The sequence below is a fragment of the Sphingobacterium sp. B16(2022) genome (assembly GCF_012030425.1).
GTDB classification, from domain to species: domain Bacteria; phylum Bacteroidota; class Bacteroidia; order Sphingobacteriales; family Sphingobacteriaceae; genus Sphingobacterium; species Sphingobacterium anhuiense.
In genome coordinates this window covers 235,421-254,204 of sequence record NZ_JAAUVN010000006.1, presented here as the reverse complement: position 1 = coordinate 254,204, position 18,784 = coordinate 235,421, and the positions used below count along the sequence as shown (strand labels likewise).

The 18,784-nt window shown below is 37.2% G+C and carries 13 protein-coding genes; 9 read left to right on the top strand and 4 right to left on the bottom strand.

Annotated elements, in window-relative coordinates:
- The first annotated feature begins 132 nt into the window (after positions 1–132).
- A complete protein-coding gene (locus tag HCX49_RS23375) occupies positions 133–2,376 on the top strand; it encodes a glycoside hydrolase family 20 protein (RefSeq protein ID WP_168128293.1) in 2,244 nt (747 codons plus the stop codon).
- Between the two features lie 116 nt (positions 2,377–2,492).
- Here the strand turns inward: HCX49_RS23375 and HCX49_RS23370 are convergent, their stop codons facing one another.
- The 4 genes from HCX49_RS23370 to HCX49_RS23355 all read right to left on the bottom strand — a co-directional run bounded on the left by HCX49_RS23370 (position 2,493) and on the right by HCX49_RS23355 (position 7,428).
- Positions 2,493–2,921, bottom strand: coding sequence for a response regulator (locus HCX49_RS23370; RefSeq protein ID WP_168128292.1), 429 nt, complete (start codon positions 2,919–2,921; stop codon positions 2,493–2,495).
- Entirely contained in the window at positions 2,922–4,793 is a 1,872-nt protein-coding gene (locus HCX49_RS23365; RefSeq protein ID WP_168128291.1) for a PAS domain-containing sensor histidine kinase, read from the bottom strand.
- A gap of 134 nt (positions 4,794–4,927) precedes the next feature.
- Positions 4,928–6,706 (bottom strand): alpha-L-fucosidase, encoded by a 1,779-nt coding sequence (locus HCX49_RS23360; protein WP_168128290.1) that lies wholly within the window; start codon positions 6,704–6,706, stop codon positions 4,928–4,930.
- 572 nt (positions 6,707–7,278) lie between these two features.
- Entirely contained in the window at positions 7,279–7,428 is a 150-nt protein-coding gene (locus tag HCX49_RS23355) for a hypothetical protein (protein WP_168128289.1), read from the bottom strand.
- A 189-nt stretch (positions 7,429–7,617) separates the two neighbouring features.
- Between HCX49_RS23355 and HCX49_RS23350 the strand changes: the two genes are divergently transcribed.
- The 8 genes from HCX49_RS23350 (at position 7,618) to HCX49_RS23315 (ending at position 18,748) form a co-directional block, all read left to right on the top strand.
- Positions 7,618–9,351 (top strand): hypothetical protein, encoded by a 1,734-nt coding sequence (locus HCX49_RS23350; RefSeq protein WP_168128288.1) that lies wholly within the window; start codon positions 7,618–7,620, stop codon positions 9,349–9,351.
- Positions 9,352–9,376: 25 nt separating this feature from the next.
- On the top strand, positions 9,377–12,862 hold the full coding sequence (locus HCX49_RS23345; RefSeq protein ID WP_168128287.1) for a DEAD/DEAH box helicase: 3,486 nt from the start codon (positions 9,377–9,379) through the stop codon (positions 12,860–12,862).
- A gap of 18 nt (positions 12,863–12,880) precedes the next feature.
- Positions 12,881–13,546, top strand: coding sequence for a hypothetical protein (locus tag HCX49_RS23340; protein ID WP_021189871.1), 666 nt, complete (start codon positions 12,881–12,883; stop codon positions 13,544–13,546).
- 12 nt (positions 13,547–13,558) lie between these two features.
- Positions 13,559–14,215 (top strand): hypothetical protein, encoded by a 657-nt coding sequence (locus tag HCX49_RS23335; RefSeq protein WP_021189872.1) that lies wholly within the window; start codon positions 13,559–13,561, stop codon positions 14,213–14,215.
- Between the two features lie 32 nt (positions 14,216–14,247).
- Positions 14,248–15,000, top strand: coding sequence for a hypothetical protein (locus HCX49_RS23330; protein ID WP_168128286.1), 753 nt, complete (start codon positions 14,248–14,250; stop codon positions 14,998–15,000).
- 4 nt (positions 15,001–15,004) lie between these two features.
- On the top strand, positions 15,005–15,376 hold the full coding sequence (locus HCX49_RS23325; RefSeq protein WP_132772448.1) for a hypothetical protein: 372 nt from the start codon (positions 15,005–15,007) through the stop codon (positions 15,374–15,376).
- Positions 15,377–15,477: 101 nt separating this feature from the next.
- A complete protein-coding gene (locus HCX49_RS23320) occupies positions 15,478–15,960 on the top strand; it encodes a hypothetical protein (RefSeq protein WP_168128285.1) in 483 nt (160 codons plus the stop codon).
- 421 nt (positions 15,961–16,381) lie between these two features.
- A complete protein-coding gene (locus tag HCX49_RS23315) occupies positions 16,382–18,748 on the top strand; it encodes a glycoside hydrolase family 3 N-terminal domain-containing protein (protein WP_168128284.1) in 2,367 nt (788 codons plus the stop codon).
- The last annotated feature ends 36 nt before the right edge of the window (positions 18,749–18,784 follow it).

The window sequence follows — 18,784 nt, the reverse complement described above, 5'->3', positions numbered from 1 at the left end:
TTATTTAAAATGTAATATAATAGGAAAAGGAGATCATATGATCTCCTTTTTTAGTTTAATGTAACGGGCATGCTATAACGTTTTAATTTTTTAAAATTAATGCTACTTTTGTTGAAAGACCAAATCACTATCATGCGTAAAATCCTATTTTTAAGTTTTATTTTTTTCTATTCTTCTGTCTTATTCGCACAGAAGAACCTGATACCGATGCCTCAGCATTTGGAGATATCAAAGCAAGGTTCCTTTCCTTTAAAAGGAAATCTAACCGTTGGAGCAGGGGCATTTGAGACCCAAGCAAAATATTTGGCTAATCAATTAGAAAGCTTATTACAGACGAAAGTTACTCTTAAAAAATCGGGACCAATCCGATTTCAGAAAATCAACAATACTGTCTCGGAAAAGCATGATTATTATGAATTAAAGATAGGTCCTAGTGGTGTCTTCATAGCCGCTTCTACAGAAAGTTCCGCTTTTTATGCTGTTCAAACTTTGTTGCAGCTTGTGGAGGAGAACCAAGCTAGTGGAAGTATTCCTGCTTTGGAAATTAAAGATTATGCGAAGTTCACTTATCGTGGTGCACATCTTGACGTCAGCAGACATTTTTTTACTGCCGATGAAGTGAAATTATTTTTAGATTATTTATCGCGTTATAAAATGAATAAGTTTCACTGGCATCTTACAGATGACCAAGGATGGCGTATTGAAATCAAAAGTCATCCGAAACTTACCGCTATCGGAGCATACCGTGCAGTGACAGATGATGTGAAAGATTCTAAATTAACTAAAGATGGCCGTTACGGCGGATTTTATACACAGGAGCAGATTAAAGATGTTGTTGCCTATGCAAATAAACTACAGATTGAAATAATCCCTGAAATTGAAATGCCAGGTCATGCTCAGGCTGCATTGGCTGCATATCCTGAACTTTCTTGTACAGGAGGTCCTTTTCAGGTAGGAACAACTTGGGGTGTTATGGATGATATCTATTGTCCTAAGGAGGAAACTTTTGCGTTATTGGAAGATGTGATCGATGAAGTTGTTACACTTTTTCCAAGTCATTATATTCATATCGGTGGCGACGAGGCACCTAAAACAAGATGGAAAACCTGTGCACATTGCCAGGAAATGATTAAAAAAGAAGGATTAAAAGATGAGTTCGAGTTGCAATCTTATTTCATCAAACGGATGGAAAAATACATCAATGCAAAGGGTAAAGATATTATCGGCTGGGATGAAATTTTAGAAGGCGGTCTGGCTCCAAATGCCACAGTTATGAGTTGGACAGGTATTGAAGGTGGTATTCATGCCGCAAAGACAGGACACGATGCCATCATGACTCCCGTCAGTCATATGTATCTGGATTATTATCAAGGGAATCCGCAATCTGAACCGTTGGCTTTTAATGCTGAACTTCGCTTGGATAAAGTGTATAGCTTCAACCCGATACCCAAGGAGTTGAATGCGCAAGAAGCAAAGCATATCTTGGGACCACAGGCCAATATGTGGACGGAGTATATTACAAATTTTAAACATGTTGAATATATGTTGTTTCCTCGATTGTTGGCTTTGTCTGAAGTGGCATGGGGAACATCAAAACCGGAAGCGTATAAATCTTTCGAAAACAGGGTGATTCATGAGTTTACTTATCTGGACAGAAAAAAAATCAATTATAGTAAAGCTATTTTTGAATTGAATGGTAATATCGTTTCCAGAGACGGAAAGATGTATTATGAATTATCAACAATCAAAAATGACAATACGATTCGCTATACTACAGATGGAACAGCACCGACTGTTCAAAGTGCCGTTTATAAAGAGCCTGTTGTAGTGGATAGAACAATGACCATCAATGCCGCAAATTTTAGTGATGCGCGTATGGTCGGTTCAGTATTGAAGCAGGATTTTGTAATCAGTAAATCTACGGGGAAATCTGTTCAATTGTTGCATGAGCCAAATGAAGCATATCAAGCGAACGGTGCAGCAACATTGGTTGATGGTGTTTATGGCAATAAGCAGTATTTTAAGAAAAACTGGTTAGGATTTAATGGTAAAGATTTAGTGGCTACGATTGATATGGCTGAGCCAGTTTCATTTTCAAATGTGGAACTGAATGTCGTTGATCAAAATGCGAGTTGGATATACTATCCGCAAGCGGTTAAAGTTTATGTTTCCCAGGATAATCAAAATTTTACTTTAGTAAAAGAGGTGGGAAAAGAAGTGATCGCCGTATCTAAAGGGACCATCAAATTGTCGTTTGAAAAGCAGACTGCTAAATTTGTTAAAGTTGAAGTGCAACATCTGAATAAGATTCCTGCAGGATCTGGTGGTGCGGGTTCGCCGGCTTGGTTATTTGTGGATGAGCTGTCGGTATATTAGTATTTATCATACCTATTGAAATATGCTAAAGAGCTACTTTAGGATCTGAATACAGACAGATTCATAAAGTAGCTCTTTTAATTTGTCGGATGCAAGATTAAATAAATAGCATCATGTTATGCTTCATTATTGAGTTTGCGGATCAATTCATACAATTTAAGTTTATCTATGGGTTTCAAAATGTATCCATCAATGAATGGATAGTCTTGAATTTGTTCCCGATCGGTCCTGCTTGTTGATGAACTTATGATATAAATGTTCAAAAGATTTAAAAAGTCATGACCAAACTCTTCTAATTTATCCATCATTTCCCAACCTGTCATAAAGGGCATGTTAATATCGACAAATATTATTTCTGAAGAAGGATCGAGATTTTCCTTTTTATTTTCAAAATACTCTAATGCATCTAGCGCATTTTCAAATAAGTTGATCTGTATCGGAAAGTCTGGAAAACTCTTAATCATGTTGCTGAAAATAACGCGTAAAATAGCATTATCATCGACAAGGGTGACTGTTCTTATTTTTATAGTATTGGTTGATCCCATTTAGTTGTTTTCTAAAAAATTTACTAAAAAAGTAGTGCCGTTATTTGGCTTGCTAATAACATCGATCTTGCCTCCCAAAGATTCGATCTGATAGCGTGTGATGAATAAACCTAGGCCTTTGCTATCAAAGCCACGATGAAAAACTTTTCTAAACATAAAGATTTGCGATTTGAATTTGGGTAGGTCAATGCCTATTCCATTATCTTGGATGCTCAGTAAGGTTGAATTATTCTGTTGATATGTTCTGATATGAATTTGTGGCTGAACACGGGGAACGGTGTATTTTAGTGCATTGCTAAGCAGATTATAAATAATACTTTCGAGATATATTCTAGAGTATTGCAAATACTCAATCTCAAAATCTGTTGTCAGGATCACTTTTTTACTATATATCTCTGCTAAAAATTGATCATATACCTTTTTAAAAATTGTAGGCAAATGACAGTTCACCTTTTCTATGTTTCTATTTTGACTAATTTCTAATATCTCTGATAGCTCTTGCAACGTATCTGTTAGACTGTTGTTACTACTTTTCAGTAGTCTAAAATATTCTTTGTTAACTTCTTTTCTGTTTTCATCTTTCAGTTCATCGATGAGCATATGGATATTGCTTACGGGCTCTCTTAAATTATGGGCTACAATATGATTAAACTCTTCCAACTGGCGCACTTTAGTTTCCAGATCTATCTTGACAATTTCGATTTCCTTTTTTTGCCTTTCTAAAATTTCAAGATTCTTTTTACATTCCGATATGTCCTGTAGCTGAACAATAAAAAAAGATACTTCATTACACTGATTATGTACTGCCGAGGTGGTTACTGAACACCATACATAGTGGCCGAGTTGATGGCGGTACCGCTTTTCTAACATGAAGCTGTCTATTTCTCCTTTTAACAATCGTTGACGTTGCTTATAATCATTATCGATATCGTCAGGATGTGTGTAATCAAAAAAGTTGGTGCAGGATAGTTCATCTTGCGAAAAACCTAAAATTTTAGTGAGCATTTTATTTGCATCAAGGCAATAACCTTGAATACTTGTCAATGATACCCCTAATCCGGAGAAATGAAAAGCTTGATTGAATTTATGTTGATTATATCTAATTTTCTCAAGCGATTTAATTTTTTGGGAAATATCGGAGACAACAACTGCTACACGATCTTTTGCTTTATGTATGGGTTTAATTTTTAATTTGAACCATCTACCTTTATGCGTATCAAAAGGAGAAGGAAATTCCATATGATAAACCTTGTTATAGGTTAATGCCTTATTGATCAATGGTAATGTTTTTTCGGTCATTTCCGAAGGAAATAGATCTGCAATATTTTTGTTCAAAAATTGCTCTGGTTCATAAAATAATAAATCAGGTTCGCTGGTCCAATAGTTTTTGAAAACTCCTTCTTTAGTTACTTCAAAGACAATATCATCGAGCGATGTTATTAAAAGTTGAAGTTCTTGTTTTCTATCTAGTAATTTTTTGTTTTCATTGACGAGTGGGGAAACATCCTGAATGCTGATGAGCATGTGGATATCAGGTCTATCAGGTATTAATTTAGAGCTAAAAGAAAGCCAGATAAACGTATTGTCTTCTGTTGTGATACCGTAGATCATATCACGCTGAACCGCACCAGTCTCCAATGTCCTAAAAAATGATAATTCATTGGGATGTATCGGATGTTGACTTTCTTTGCTGTAGAAGACCAACGCCTCATGTATTTTTTTATGTGCTATTTTGTCATAAGGTAATAAGGATTTCGCCTGATTATTTAATGCCAAAATATGCCCTTCACAATCAAGCGCAACTAATCCTTCAAAACCTAAAGTTTCTAGAAGTATATTTTGTTTGTCCAATGCTTGATTGTGAAATTTCATTCGCAATTCTAGTTGAGAAAACCTGTTTTTCTAATGTTGATGCATGCAAATGTGCACATTTTCTTGAAATTTAATAGCAAAACTGCATATTCAAATGTATATTAATGGCCTTATATGCTATACATAACCCATATTTATTTAATTTTTTCTAACCAAATACTGTTTAACCAAAGTTGTTGATTTCCACCTGTCTGGAACGTGATCTTTTGTTTACCTGTTTGACGAATATGAAATGTACCTATGGAAGTGTTCACAAACTCATCGGTGTAATTATTCTCGTTCGGTTCTACTACCATTTTTCCATTTGGTGTTAGTTTTCCTGAAGCTGTTTGATTGCTTGTTTGAACCTTAATTTCTACCGGATCTGTATTAGGATTATGTGCAGATACATCTATTTTATAAGTTCCTACTTCAGGAAAATCTATCTCCCAGACAATGTTTTCTCCAGCTGTTTGAATATGGTTAGGTTTTTTTCCGTCATAACGAATTACTTTTAATTGTTCTCTGTTTTGTGCATTAGTACTATTTAAAGCAAAACCACCAAAAGTGGACTCAGCAACGATATCTTTATCCAGTTGCAATGGTTCATTGTAATGGATTACTATGGTAGATACATAGTTGTCTGTTTGCTTATTGGGAAGATTTACATGCAGGATGCCACCAATTTGTTCAAATTTTAAGTTCTGATGATCTGTCGTACCTTGAATGGATATCTGTTCCGGTTTAGTTTTAATTCCTGATATCCGCAACACGCGATCCAGTGGCCAATTAAACACCTGAGCATATACATTTGTTTGTTTTCCTGTAGTTTTGGTTGTTAAATACCCCCAATCATGCTGGTTGGCTCTTAGATCTAGACCAGTTGCCCCATAGATACTTTCTCCATGTTTATTGAGCCATTTACCGATATCTTCAAGTCTTGATACACTTTCATAAGGTACAGTACCATCTGCACGAGGTCCAATATTTAAGGTAAATCCACCGTTTAGGCTAACATTTGAAATCAGCGAATTGAAGATCTGACTGGTTGATTTCCATTCATTTTCTTGACCGTTGTAGCCCCACGAATGTGCAATAGTACCTGGTGTTTCCCACGGATGTTGAATGTATGAGGTTCCAAATTGATTATCGCCGAAGGTTTCAAAATCAATATTTTTCTCATCCGTAGGTAAACCTAGTCTTGAATTAATCAGGCAGTTGGGCTGTAAGGTATGAATAAGCTCCACAACCTGTTCAAGCTGTTCTTTTTTAATTATTGATTTTTGATACGGAATCCACATATCAAACCACATAAGTGCGATATCGCCATAGTTTGTTAAAAGTTCACGTAATTGTGGTATTACTTTTTCCTGCCAATACTGATTGTACTGGGTGTCGGTGACATGTCCTGTGAGTTCCTGATTATGATCCCAGGCATATGGGTGTTCCCAGTCAATCCAATGTGAATAATAAAAACCTAGCTTCATGTTATGTTTTTTACATGCCGCAGCTAATTCTTTGATGATATCCCGATTGCTCCCACTTAATTTGCTAAGACTATAATTCCCAATTTTGGTATCCCAGATGGCTACACCGTCATGGTGTTTTGTAGTCATGATGATATATTTCATGCCTGCTTTTTTAGCAAGCAGTACCCATTCTTCAGGATTGATCTGATCCCATACGAAGCGTTTCGCTAACTCACCATATTCATCTTTAGAAACCCGGTTTCGATAGCGGAGCCATTCTGCGTAATTGTTGATATAGCGTAGTTTTTCGCCTTTCCACAATCCTTCTGCACCACTGTATAGCCCCCAGTGTATAAACATCCCGAAGCGATCATGACTAAACCATTTGGTTTTAGGATTTTCCTGGGCAAAAACCGTGAATGTTAACGTTAATAATAAAGAAAAAGTAATTGAAATTCTTTTCACATTGTGTAGCATAAAGGTTGTAGTTCTTATGTCTTACTAATATAGTGAAAAAAATCTTACGTAGGGCTAGTGATAGATGATTTTGCCTACTGTTGTATGGGCATTTAGGAGTATAGATTTGCTTTTTTTGTTTCTTACTTCTTGTCTAATAGGATAATAACTATTTCCGATTTTTACCTGAGCACATTTTATTTAAATTGAAAACGCACCGTTACACAAACGTAGGTTCCTCTCTTTTAATTTTTAGGGAGCAAACGAAGATCAGATGATTACCAGATTATGTCTTTTAACATTACTTGTTCAGTGTTTGTTCAGTGCTTGCTCAGTGATCACTGAGTGATCACTGAGTGTAGACTGTATCAATAATGACTCATTACTGTCTAAAAATTGGTTAAAAATTGGTATTAGTTATCATATGGTATTAGGATGTTCCCGTTCTAACTTGATTATCTATAAAACTAATCAGGTAATTCAGACAATCTTTTGTCATCCTAAATCGCTTTTAGCACATCAAATTCGTGGAACCGTATGGTGAATTGTTCATCTTTATCCAAGAAGGGCTCCGGATCAAGTTATAAGTAGTCTTCCAAATGATTTTTTTCATTGAATTGAAATCCAACTAACCGTTTGAGAATTGCGCGTTCCATAGACATATTTCCGGACAATTGATCGGGATTGGATTGGAGTGCCCGATACACTTGCTTATTTAGCCTGTTGATCATCTGTGAGTCGTAAAGATTCTGGTGAATCTCTGTAAAGCCAAAGCTGAACTATGTAGCTGTAAAGTATAGATGTTATTGTAATTCATATCTTTTGTATAGATATTTTATACAAATAATTTTAAATTACAATATTTAATATATATTTGTATATTAAATCTATACTAATTATTTATTATTAAATCTCTAATTATGCAACTTAACACCCAATTATTGGTCGATCGATTGGTTCAGCGGATTGATTTAGATCGTATTTTTTTGTTTAATTTTCTCAATGATAGCGTCGAAAGTCCACATCTTTTATTAGTTGTTAATCCTATAAAGGGTATCTCTGTTCAAAGTATTGAACCTATTATCCGCCTCTGTATGGCCGATATGCCCGATATTCCATTCCATGTGATCTGGACAGGGGAGTGGAGTAATCAGTTGAAAAAAGGAAGCCTTTATTTTACGTATGCTTCTTTGCCTGCACACCTGCTTTATCAGGCAGACAGCAAAAAGCGCCCCATTTTAGGGGGTAAGCTCGTGATCAGTTTAATGGAAATGTCTCATGTAGACTATGCTAAAGGCAAAAATTTAGCCGATGAATTTATGTTCGCATGTTACAATTTTCAATCTAAAACGGATTATTTTCAAGCAACTGCCATGTTGCATCAGTTTATTGTGTTGCGGTTAAAAGGATTTCAAACCATGGCGGGTGTAACGATTGGTAAAGCACAAAATCTGGAGCATATTCTTAAACTGATGCGGGGCACTTTACCTGGACTTTTTAAGATTTTTACTTATGATGCCCATAGTACACCTTTGTTGCGGTTATTGGATACTTGTCATAGTTATTTGAAGAAAAAGGATCGTCTCGATATTTTAGAAGAGGAATTTGAGTTTTTACTGGCGCATTGTCAGGCATTTGGTCAGGCTTTGGATAGTATGGTTGATTATATTTGGAATGGCGTAGCGGTATATATTAAGGAGAAGAGTGATCGTGCAGCTGCTGTATCGGTAGCTAAAGATACTGTTGCTATTATGGCTAAAAAATCTCATCCAATAGTTTCAGGGCCTGCTACATTGGAAAATTTTTCAGGTTTTCCATGGCCACAAAAATATAAGGATGATGCTAATTTACTTCTTGATAAGTTGTATTCAGGCTGTCATCCAGAACAGATCTTATTGGTCAACTATCAAACGGAAGGCTTATCACATGGTAATCCTTTTCAAGAGGGTGTTGATGAAGAGGAGAATGGTATCAAAGTTGAACTTTTTCTGGTGGTACTTACTAAACGGAACTCACCATATACATTTCAGATTAGGAAAGTGGGTGATGTTCGCGCTTCGGTTGTATTTCTTGATTTGCCTTATGTGGAAAAGCAGTTGACTCTTGGAGGCCGGTTTGTGAGCATTGTCTGGCAGAAGTCTTGGATTTTGAGGCAAAAGTCCACTTTCAATTCTCAATTGGTACCTAGGGTAATAGATTGGACTGCAAAATTTCAGAAAATTAAAATCATATCGGAAAACGCTGTTGTTGTCATGCGTAACCTATTATTAACGATGACAAACTCTCCTCTATTGATGGCAGACACCGCTTTGTTGCTATTGCGCGAATTGTACAGTATCGGTATACAGACCTATCTGCGATGTGCTGTCGGATATATTCCTAAAAATACTGATTTATTGGATCTCATGGAGTGGTCTGCTATTGCCAGTACCGATGTAATACAGGGTATTCTGAATGATAATGAACTCGATATGTTGATTCTTTCCATCATTTTAAAACCTCAGGAGATCTGGTGGAAAAGTGCAGCAATGGATATGGATGATCAGCATAAAAATTTAATCATAACGCGCGCTGGTGCTGTGGTTGAATTGTATGAACGACTGTTAAAAGCCGTCGTTCAATCTATAGAACAGCGTATTGAGCAAGTTAGCTAGGGAATAAACAACAAACAATAAATTTATGGGAATTAATAAAGTACAGGATAGCCAAGAGCTCTCCTTAGCCACTGCTTTGCCTAAACGGAAGTCATCAGAACCTTTTCAGATTCCTTGGGAGGATGGAGATCCTTTTAAAATGGGAAGAGAATATCTTTTACAGTTTTGTAAAAGGAAGTCTTTTGGGATCGATTATTCCGGGCGGATAACAGTTCATGTAAATGGTATACCTCCACATTTTGAGATTCGTAAACCTGGTGTGGAGGAGGTTGTTCAGATTAAAGTAAGTCGTGATTATCTTGAAGTTAATTGTAGTTGTGGGAAAAAGGCAAAGGGACTTTGTACACATGAAGCCCGTTTTCTTTACGACAAAATACCAGATAGTAGGGATCTTTACTTTAAAGGGCTTTATCCCAAAGTTCTGGACGAACTCTTACCGTGGCAACTCAAGATGCTACATTTTGAAATAGAAGATTTTTACGGTAGTATCAATTTAAAGATATGCAACCATACTACATATGGTAGGATGTTTAAAGTAATGGGACAGTCGTCGAATGATGAACAAAGAATCCAGATTCCAGATAGTCATATTATCGCGGACATGCCAGCGGAGAAGAGTGATAACGTTAAGTTTTTTGTTCCGCTCAATTTTTTGGCTTTTGGAATCCCTGTTGTTTTTCCATTTAAATCCAGGAGTCCGAATTCCGATTCTTTTACAAAGAGTTATTTGTTTGATGAATTACAGACCGTACTTTTCTTGAGCCCAAAAGATGGATACCTAGAGCGTTTCTGCAAAAGAATTGTCTCTCTTATTCTGGCTGATAAGGCTTTTAAAGAAAAGAATCTAGGTAGTTTAGATTTTTATAGTCATTATCGTAAGAACCAACAACAGATACTGCAGGTCTGGCGCGATCTATTATCGGATCCAATATTTAATATTAACCTTAATTTCGTCAGTACAAATCGATCATATCAATATGCTTATCAGATCAATTTAAGTAGAACTTACGGCCTACATAGTTCTCAGGTTTTGCTGGCAGCAGATCGATTAACAATAAAAGCACATCTTTATGATGAAGTCGTTTATCAAAAGCTCGTCGTGGAGGTATATGTAGATGGTATTCTTCTCGAAGAACCTACTTTTCTTGATTTTAAAAACTGTTACTTCTTAAAAATCAGTGATGCTCAGGTGCTTTTTATCGATAATCTTGAAATGGAATATCTGTTGCGCCGCTTTCGGGCTTTTGACTTTACTGTCACGGCTCTGCCGGAGCAGTACGCTGATTTTTTGACGGATTTGGTTGTTCCGTTGAGTAAATCTTGCTCTCTTGAGATTCACTCTCATCAGGAAATAAAGAGGAGACATGTTCTCTACGATCCTGCGTTTAAGCGGATGCTGACGATTCGTGAGCTAGATAACTTTCTTCATCTGGAGGCACATGTTGTATATGAAAATATAGGAACTTTTCCACTGAAATGGGATGCTAATTTGGTAATTGCACCGAAACAGGAAGACTTTACTTATTTTATGCGCGACAAGATACAAGAGGAGGAATTTCGAAGTTTTATTTTGCAACAGCATCCCTCTTTGGCATCATCTACGGCTGATAGTAACTGGTTTATCCCGATTGATTTACTTCAGCATCGTAGTTGGTTACATGATTTTATTGATAAGTGTAAGTCGGAGGGTATCTTGATTGTACTTGAGGAACTTCAAGTTGGTACTTCCTATTATCAACATCAGCTCAATTGTACGGTACGGAATATTCATTTTGAAAATAATCAATGTGCAATTTTGTTGGCTCCTAAATTTGGCAATCAGGCTATGACAATCTCTGATTTTGAAGATCTGATTATGGAGGGACAGCAAGTATTTCGATTGCCCGATTCTTCTTATGGAATTATAACGAAAGAGGTTCGACATCTCTATAAGCCTTTATTTTTAAGTTCGGTTCGGGATGAAGACAGCTTAGTGCTCAATACGGTACAGCTTATTTCGCTACAGCCTAATTTGGAAAAGATAGATGCTAAAATTATTCAAGGGAGCATCCGAGAACGTCGGGAGAAATTGATGAATATGGATGAGATTCCTTTGCTGAATGTTCCTGATACTGTGTTGGCGACATTGCGCCCTTATCAACAGGTTGGATTCAGCTGGATGGCTTTTTTGAATGAGTTTGGTTGGGGTGGTCTTTTAGCGGATGATATGGGATTGGGTAAGACCCTGCAGGTAATTACTTTGCTAGAGTATTATTATCATGCAAATCCTCAAGGTGCTCCTTCTCTTATTGTATTGCCCAATACGTTGTTGTTTAACTGGGAGCAGGAATATCAAAAATTTGCGCCGAACCGTCTGGTTCGAGTTTATCATGGGAAGTTACGAGCGCCTGTTGCGGAGTTAGAAGCGGGGACTGTCTTGTTGACGACATACGGTACGTTGATGACGGATGTGGAAGAGTTTGAAATGACGACGTTTAGCTATCTGGTTATGGATGAGTCGCAGGCTGTGAAGAATCGGAATTCAAAGCGTTTTGAATGTTTGTCTGAGATAAAAGCATCTTATCGGATCGCGATGACGGGTACGCCTATTGAAAATGGGATTCAGGATATCTATTCACAAATGATGCTGGTCAATCCTGGTTTTTTTGGTAATTATCGAAATTTTAATAAAACGTATAAAGGTGTTAAGGATGAAAACCTTGTACAGGAAACTGTGGGAAGCCTTCAAAAGGTGATCGCACCTTTTATACTTCGCCGCACTAAAAAACAAGTGGCTCTTGATCTTCCTGAAAAAACAGAAACTGTTCTTTATATGGATATGCTTCCTGACCAAAGGAAGGTTTATGATCGATATCGGAAACTTTTTAAGGGGGAATTGAAAGAGAATCTAAAAGGAAAAGATGCATCGAAGTCTAAGTTTTTGGCTATTGAGGCGCTCAGTAAATTGCGGCAGATCTGTAATTCTCCGAGCTTGATTAAAGGGGAGATGTTAACGAGTTCTTCAGTGAAATTGGATTATATCGATGAAATTTTGGATGAGGTTGTGCCAGAGCATAAGGTTTTATTGTTTTCTTTTTATACGTCTTTGTTGCAATTGGTGGGAAAACGAATCGCTGAAAGGGGTATAGACTATGCGTATTTGGATGGTAAATTGAATCAGGTGGATCGGCAGAAGGCGGTGGAAAGGTTTCACAATGAGGATGATTGCCGGATCTTTTTGATCAGCTTAAAAGCTGGTGGTACGGGGTTGAACCTGACGGCGGCGGACTATGTCTATATTTTGGATCCTTGGTGGAATCCTGCCGCAGAGGCGCAAGCGATAGACCGTTGTTACCGCATCGGTCAGGATAAACATGTGATGGCTTACAAAATCGTGTGTAAGGATACGGTGGAAGAAAGGATCTTGGAGATGCAGGCGAGTAAAAGGAGTGTGGCTGACGGATTGATTTTGGATGAAGCGAATCTGATGAAATCGTTGAGTAAAGATGACCTGCTGAAATTATTTGAATAACTATTATAAACTTAAACTATGAAAAGTGATATGATGATTAAGAGTTCCTATTCAGGAATGATGTATTCGCACGATTTTCAATTGTGGTATACATACTTTAATCGGAGACTAAAGTTAGGGTGGAGTCCTCAGGATCTTTCTTTTTTATTAGGTAAGCCTGATCATGCTTATCTGGATTTTGAAAAATTATTTGAGGTTTCTAAATTTTTATTATCTCAATCTATTTTACTGGATCGCATTTATGCTTGTTCGGAAGTTGTGCCGATGGAATTTTTTAGGGAACCGTACGAAGGTTCTACAGAGCGTATTGTTCGTGTTAAAGTAGTCGAAGATGAGATTAAATGGTATTATAAAATCGAATTAGGCTGGACGTTTCAGCGGGGTAAAGATAAACCTGCTACTCCTTTGCTTTCTCTAGAAGAATGGAAGCCGGAAATTAATCTTCTACTGGAGTCTGATGCCATGATTCATGTGCGCTCTAGATTGGAAGGATTGTTCTCGAGAGGGGAATTTGAAGAAGGGAAATCGTCATGGGAATTATTTCAAAATGTGCGGCATACGGGTTTGTCGAAATTGATCATTTACCCGAGACACTTGAAAAACTGCTTATATCAAATGATTCAGCAGGGAAAAATAGTGGTGCGCATTGTAGATGATCGTTATTGTTTTAGTTCTGTGAAATAAGAGTGATTTAATATGATAGAATTATTTAAAAGTGACAAGGAGAAGCATCGTTTTTCTTCAACGATGAAGTATGCAAGTTCGATCTATTTTTTGCTGTTGCATCGAATAAGTTGCGATTACAGTCCTGAAGAGCTTTCATTCTTATTAGGACAGGATGATGACTTTGTATATCAATTAGAGCGGTTTAAGATATCTATGAGTAATCTAGAATTGATGACTCACCTAACTTGGGTTTTTGAAAAAAAGGAGCTAAGTTTTGAATCTTATGATGACAAAACCAGTTATGAGTTTGAACTTGGGGTCTGGGTGGAGAATGGGGTGAGATACTACCAAATGGATTATTTTATTAATGCAGTTGAAAGCATTTCTTTTTTTAGATTAATGGAAAATCTAAATATCAAAAGAATTGAAGATGCTGAAAGTCCAAGTTCATTTGAACGGGGGGTATGCCAAACATTTTTTGAAGCGATATTGTCCACCGATTATTTTAAAAGACCTAGGACAGCTAGACAAATCAAGGATTGCCTTGACGGCCATTTGGAGGATTATAAGATTCCTGTTATTTATTTTAAGAGAGAGTTGGATTTGCTCTGGGGTAGGAAGGGAACTGCTCCTCTAAAAAGAAGCAAAGCAAATAGCTATAGTTATCGGTATAGCCTGCATAAATAAACGGAAGTTATTATTTTTTAAACTAATAATCTATGAAAAATGTGGATTCAGAGGCTATTGCTATACCAAAAAGTTTTCAACTCGCTTGTCAGCTTTTTGGTATTAAAGTGGCTGACTTTTTACAGCTTTATGTAAATCATTTTTCTTACATAGACCTGCATTTTGATGACAAATCTGTGTATTCTTTGGTAACTAAATCTTTCGATTATGTGATTCCAAAACAAGAAGAGGATAAACATAAATTGAATATTGAATTAACTGCAATAGAGCGCGATAAGGGGGTGAAATTAGTTCAGAGGCAAATTAAACTGGCCATGAACAGAAACTACAGTTATTCGCAAAGGAGAATGAAGGGTAAGCTGTTGACGAATCAACTTTATGATCTTTTTTCAAAAGATTGTGAGATAAAGAATGTCATTTATCTGGATGAAGAAACCAAGATAACACTAAATAAAGATTTGATGTTTAGATCACTTGTTTCGGGTATTTCGGCAACGCAGTTTTTGAATGGTATCATGCAATGTGTGGCGATCCCAGATTATCTAGCGAGAATACATTTAAATAAATCCATCTATAACCCAGTTTTAGGTGTATTTATTAGGGTATTTGATGGTTACGGTAGTATACGTGATAAGGAATTTCAAGATTCGGTACCATGCAGAGAAATGATGATGGAAATTCAAGAATTGAATAAGCGTTATTTCTTTTGTAGAGATGTGGACGAGAGAAAAGCGCATTATCAGGGATGGTTAAATAACTATTTAGAAAATAACAGTTTAAGTTAATGATATGAAGAATTTAGAGAATATTAAGCTCACTGATGAGTTTAAACAATTTTGTGATATTTTTAATTTCACACCTGAAAATGTTATTCAGGCTTTTGTTGATAAAGTTGATATAGCGGCGTACATGTGCTTTCCATTGGATCCTGATCGATGGGCCAATTTGTTTATGATGGAGTATTTAATTAAATATACGGATTCGGAAGGAGCATTGCAGGCTTACTTTGAATTTGGGGAAAAGTGGGCTATGATTATGAGAGCAGGGGAAAAGGATGCTCTTGAGAAAACTAAAAAACTGCTGGAGGATTGGCATAAATCTGTATTGGAAGACCGTATTAATCAGATTATGATGGGGGATGACGATAAGTTACAAAAATAAAAGTTTGAGACCTAACAGTTGAATTATCATGTTATGTTTACGTAAAGCTGTAGCACTCCTTCACTTATTTGCGTTATCTTTATACTAACGATATATAAACTATGACAAAAAAAATTTTTTATGGTGTTGCTGTTCTGGCTTTAATTAGTAGCTGTGCAAAAGATAGTGGTACTCCAGATCCTGACTTTTCGAAAGATATTCAAGTTCGATTGGGGGCATATGTGTGGCATCCTGTTATAGGGAACGCGAAGGAAACCGATTATAATCTAGATGACTGCGAAATGGATAACAGTTACCGCTTTATCTTTCAGGAAAAGTCAAATCAATTGAATCTGGATAAAGGGGTGAAAGTCTGTGAGGCGAATAAAGGAGCTTTTGAGGAGTTTATTTTCAAAGATAAGAATAATACAGGCTTTACTTTTAATAAAGAAAAGGGTACGATTAAATTTGCAAATCAAGATCAGTATTCTTCCTATACCGTAGTGGTTAATGGGGATAAACTGGTGTTAACGAGTCAGAATAATAATCCTGCGGCTTTTGTTAGGCCCGTGAAATATTATTTTAAAGGGGTGAAGGCTCAATAATTTGATATTCGCGTGAATGCATCCAATTAGTGAAGGCGTTCTGCTGGAGTTGAAAAAAACAAAATTTTCTCTGAGCCTAATATTGAGTTATAAAGAGAAGGATTGAGTTATTCGTTATATGGAAAGATTTGAAATGACTACTCGTCTTTATAAAATTTAAGAGACCTTGAGAAAAGCTCATATTTTTTATAATCCATTCTAAAGAGAAGGATATTTTTGGTCAAGTTATTATCAGATTACGGTAGGAAGAGGATCGTTTATAACGCGTTTACATTAGTCATAAAAAAGGACGATCAAAATCGTCCTTTTTTATGTTTGTTACTTTTAGTAATATTATTATGATGTATTACTGATTTCTAATGCTAAAACGTTAATTTAGGGGTTTACAAACCGACCGATGGTCTCTTTTATACAATCTTAAATGAAACTTAGCAGTATATTTTTTAGTGGAATGTTATTTCTAGCGATTCCAAACTTACAGGCGCAGCAGCCAGCTTATAAAAACAGTAAACTTCCGACAGAGAAAAGAGTTCAGGACCTATTGGGGAGAATGACTAAGGAGGAGAAAGTTGGTCAATTGTCGAAATTGTTGGGTTGGGAGATGTATGAGAAGAGGGCTAAGGGTATCGGTGTAAGTGCAAAACTGAAAAAAGCAGTTCAGCAGCAGCATATTGGTCTGCTCTGGGCAACCTTGCGTGCTGATCCGTGGACTCAAAAAACGCTGTTAAATGGTTTGAGCCCTGTGGAAGCGGCACGAGCTACAAATGCGATTCAACGTTATATGTTGGATAGTACACGTTTAGGTATTCCTTTGTTGTTATCTGAAGAAGCTCCGCATGGTCATATGGCTATCGGTGCTACTGTTTTTCCTACAGCAATTGGTCAAGCAAGTACTTGGAATCCAGTTTTAATTGAACAGATGGCGGCTACGATTGCAAAGGAAACTTACGCTGTAGGTGGAAAAAATGGTTATGGTCCTGTATTGGATCTAGCACGTGATCCACGGTGGTCACGAACAGAAGAGACTTATGGTGAAGATGCGTACTTAATCGGGCAGATGGGAAGGGCGATGGTGAAGGGCTTCCAGGGTGATGTAATTGGGAAAGAAGATAAAATAATTGGTACACTTAAACACTTTGTTGCCTACGCTGTTCCTGAAGGTGGTCATAATGGTGAAGGTGTTTCTGTCGGTGAAAGAGCAATGCGTCACCATTATCTGTATCCTTTTGAACAAGCTGTTCGCGCAGGAGCAGGTTCTGTGATGACGGCTTATAACAGTATTGATGGTATTCCTTGCTCTGCAAATCCCTGGCTACTGAAAGATGTATTGCGTAAAGATTGGGGATTTAACGGTTTTGTCGTATCCGATTTATTAAGTATTTCTGGATTAAACGGAGGGCACGCCACAGCTTCTACTGCAGCAGAGGGAGCCTCACAAAGTATACATGCCGGTCTTGATGTAGATTTGAGCGGTACAGGATATGGTGCTAATTTATTGGAGGCGGTCAATAGCGGTCTTGTAGAAACTTCAGTTCTTGATACTGCTGTGGCACGTGTACTGCGTATGAAATTTAATCTGGGTTTATTTGACCGTCCTTTTGTGGATGAAAAACTGGTTGCAAAAAAGGTAGCTACTGTTGAAAATGTGACTATAGCACGTAAAGTAGCTCAGGAGTCTATCGTATTGCTTAAAAATGAAGGAGACTTATTGCCTCTGAAGAAAACGGTTAAACGTATTGCAGTTGTTGGTCCTAATGCGGATAATGCCTATAATCAATTAGGAGACTATACTGCTCCGCAGGCTGATGGTAAAGTGAAAACAGTATTGGCTGGTATCCGTGCTGCGGTAGGTAAGGGGACACAGATTGATTACGTGAAGGGCTGTGCTATCCGTGATACGCTTAATAGTAATATACAAGATGCGGTTGCGGCGGCGAAGCTGTCGGATGTGGTTGTTGTGGTATTGGGTGGTTCTAGTGCCCGTGATTTTAAAACAACTTATCAAGCTACAGGTGCCGCAAATGTCGATATCAATGCAGTTAGTGATATGGAAAGTGGTGAGGGTTTTGATCGTGTCTCTTTGGATATGATGGGGCATCAGTTGCAGTTATTGCAGGCTTTGGAGAAAACAGGTAAACCTATTGTGCTTGTGACCATCATGGGAAGACCTTTGAATTTGAATTGGGCAGCTGCACATATCCCCGCTATTGTGAATGCATGGTACCCTGGGCAGGAGGGTGGACTTGCGATAGCTGATGTGCTGTTTGGAGATTATAATCCTGCTGGACGCATGCCGATTTCAGTACCTCGTTCTGTAGGACAGTTGCCAGTACATTATAATCATAATAAACCTAAACATCATGATTATGTGGAGATGTCGGCTAAGCCTTTATATGCTTTTGGCCATGGTTTGAGCTACAGTAAATTTGAATATGCTAATCTTGTTGTTGATGTGAAGGAAAGTGCAGACGATTTTGCTTGTACGGTTGCTTTTGATGTGGAAAACAAAGGACTGTTAAACGGTGATGAGGTGGCTCAGCTTTATGTTGTGGATGAGGTTAGTTCAGTAGTTACAGCTATCAAACAATTGAAACGATTTGAACGTAAGTCTATTGGGGCTGGTAAGCGTGAAAGGGTCACTTTTCAATTGACTAAAGAGGATCTGAAGCTTTGGGCTGTGGATAACCGGTGGAAAACTGAGAAGGGAAAATTTAAATTACTGATTGGTGCAGGATCTGATGATGTGCGACTGGAAGGTACATTGGAATTGAAGAAGGACTATTTGTAGGAAAAATAATACACTCGGAAAGTATACTATACTTGC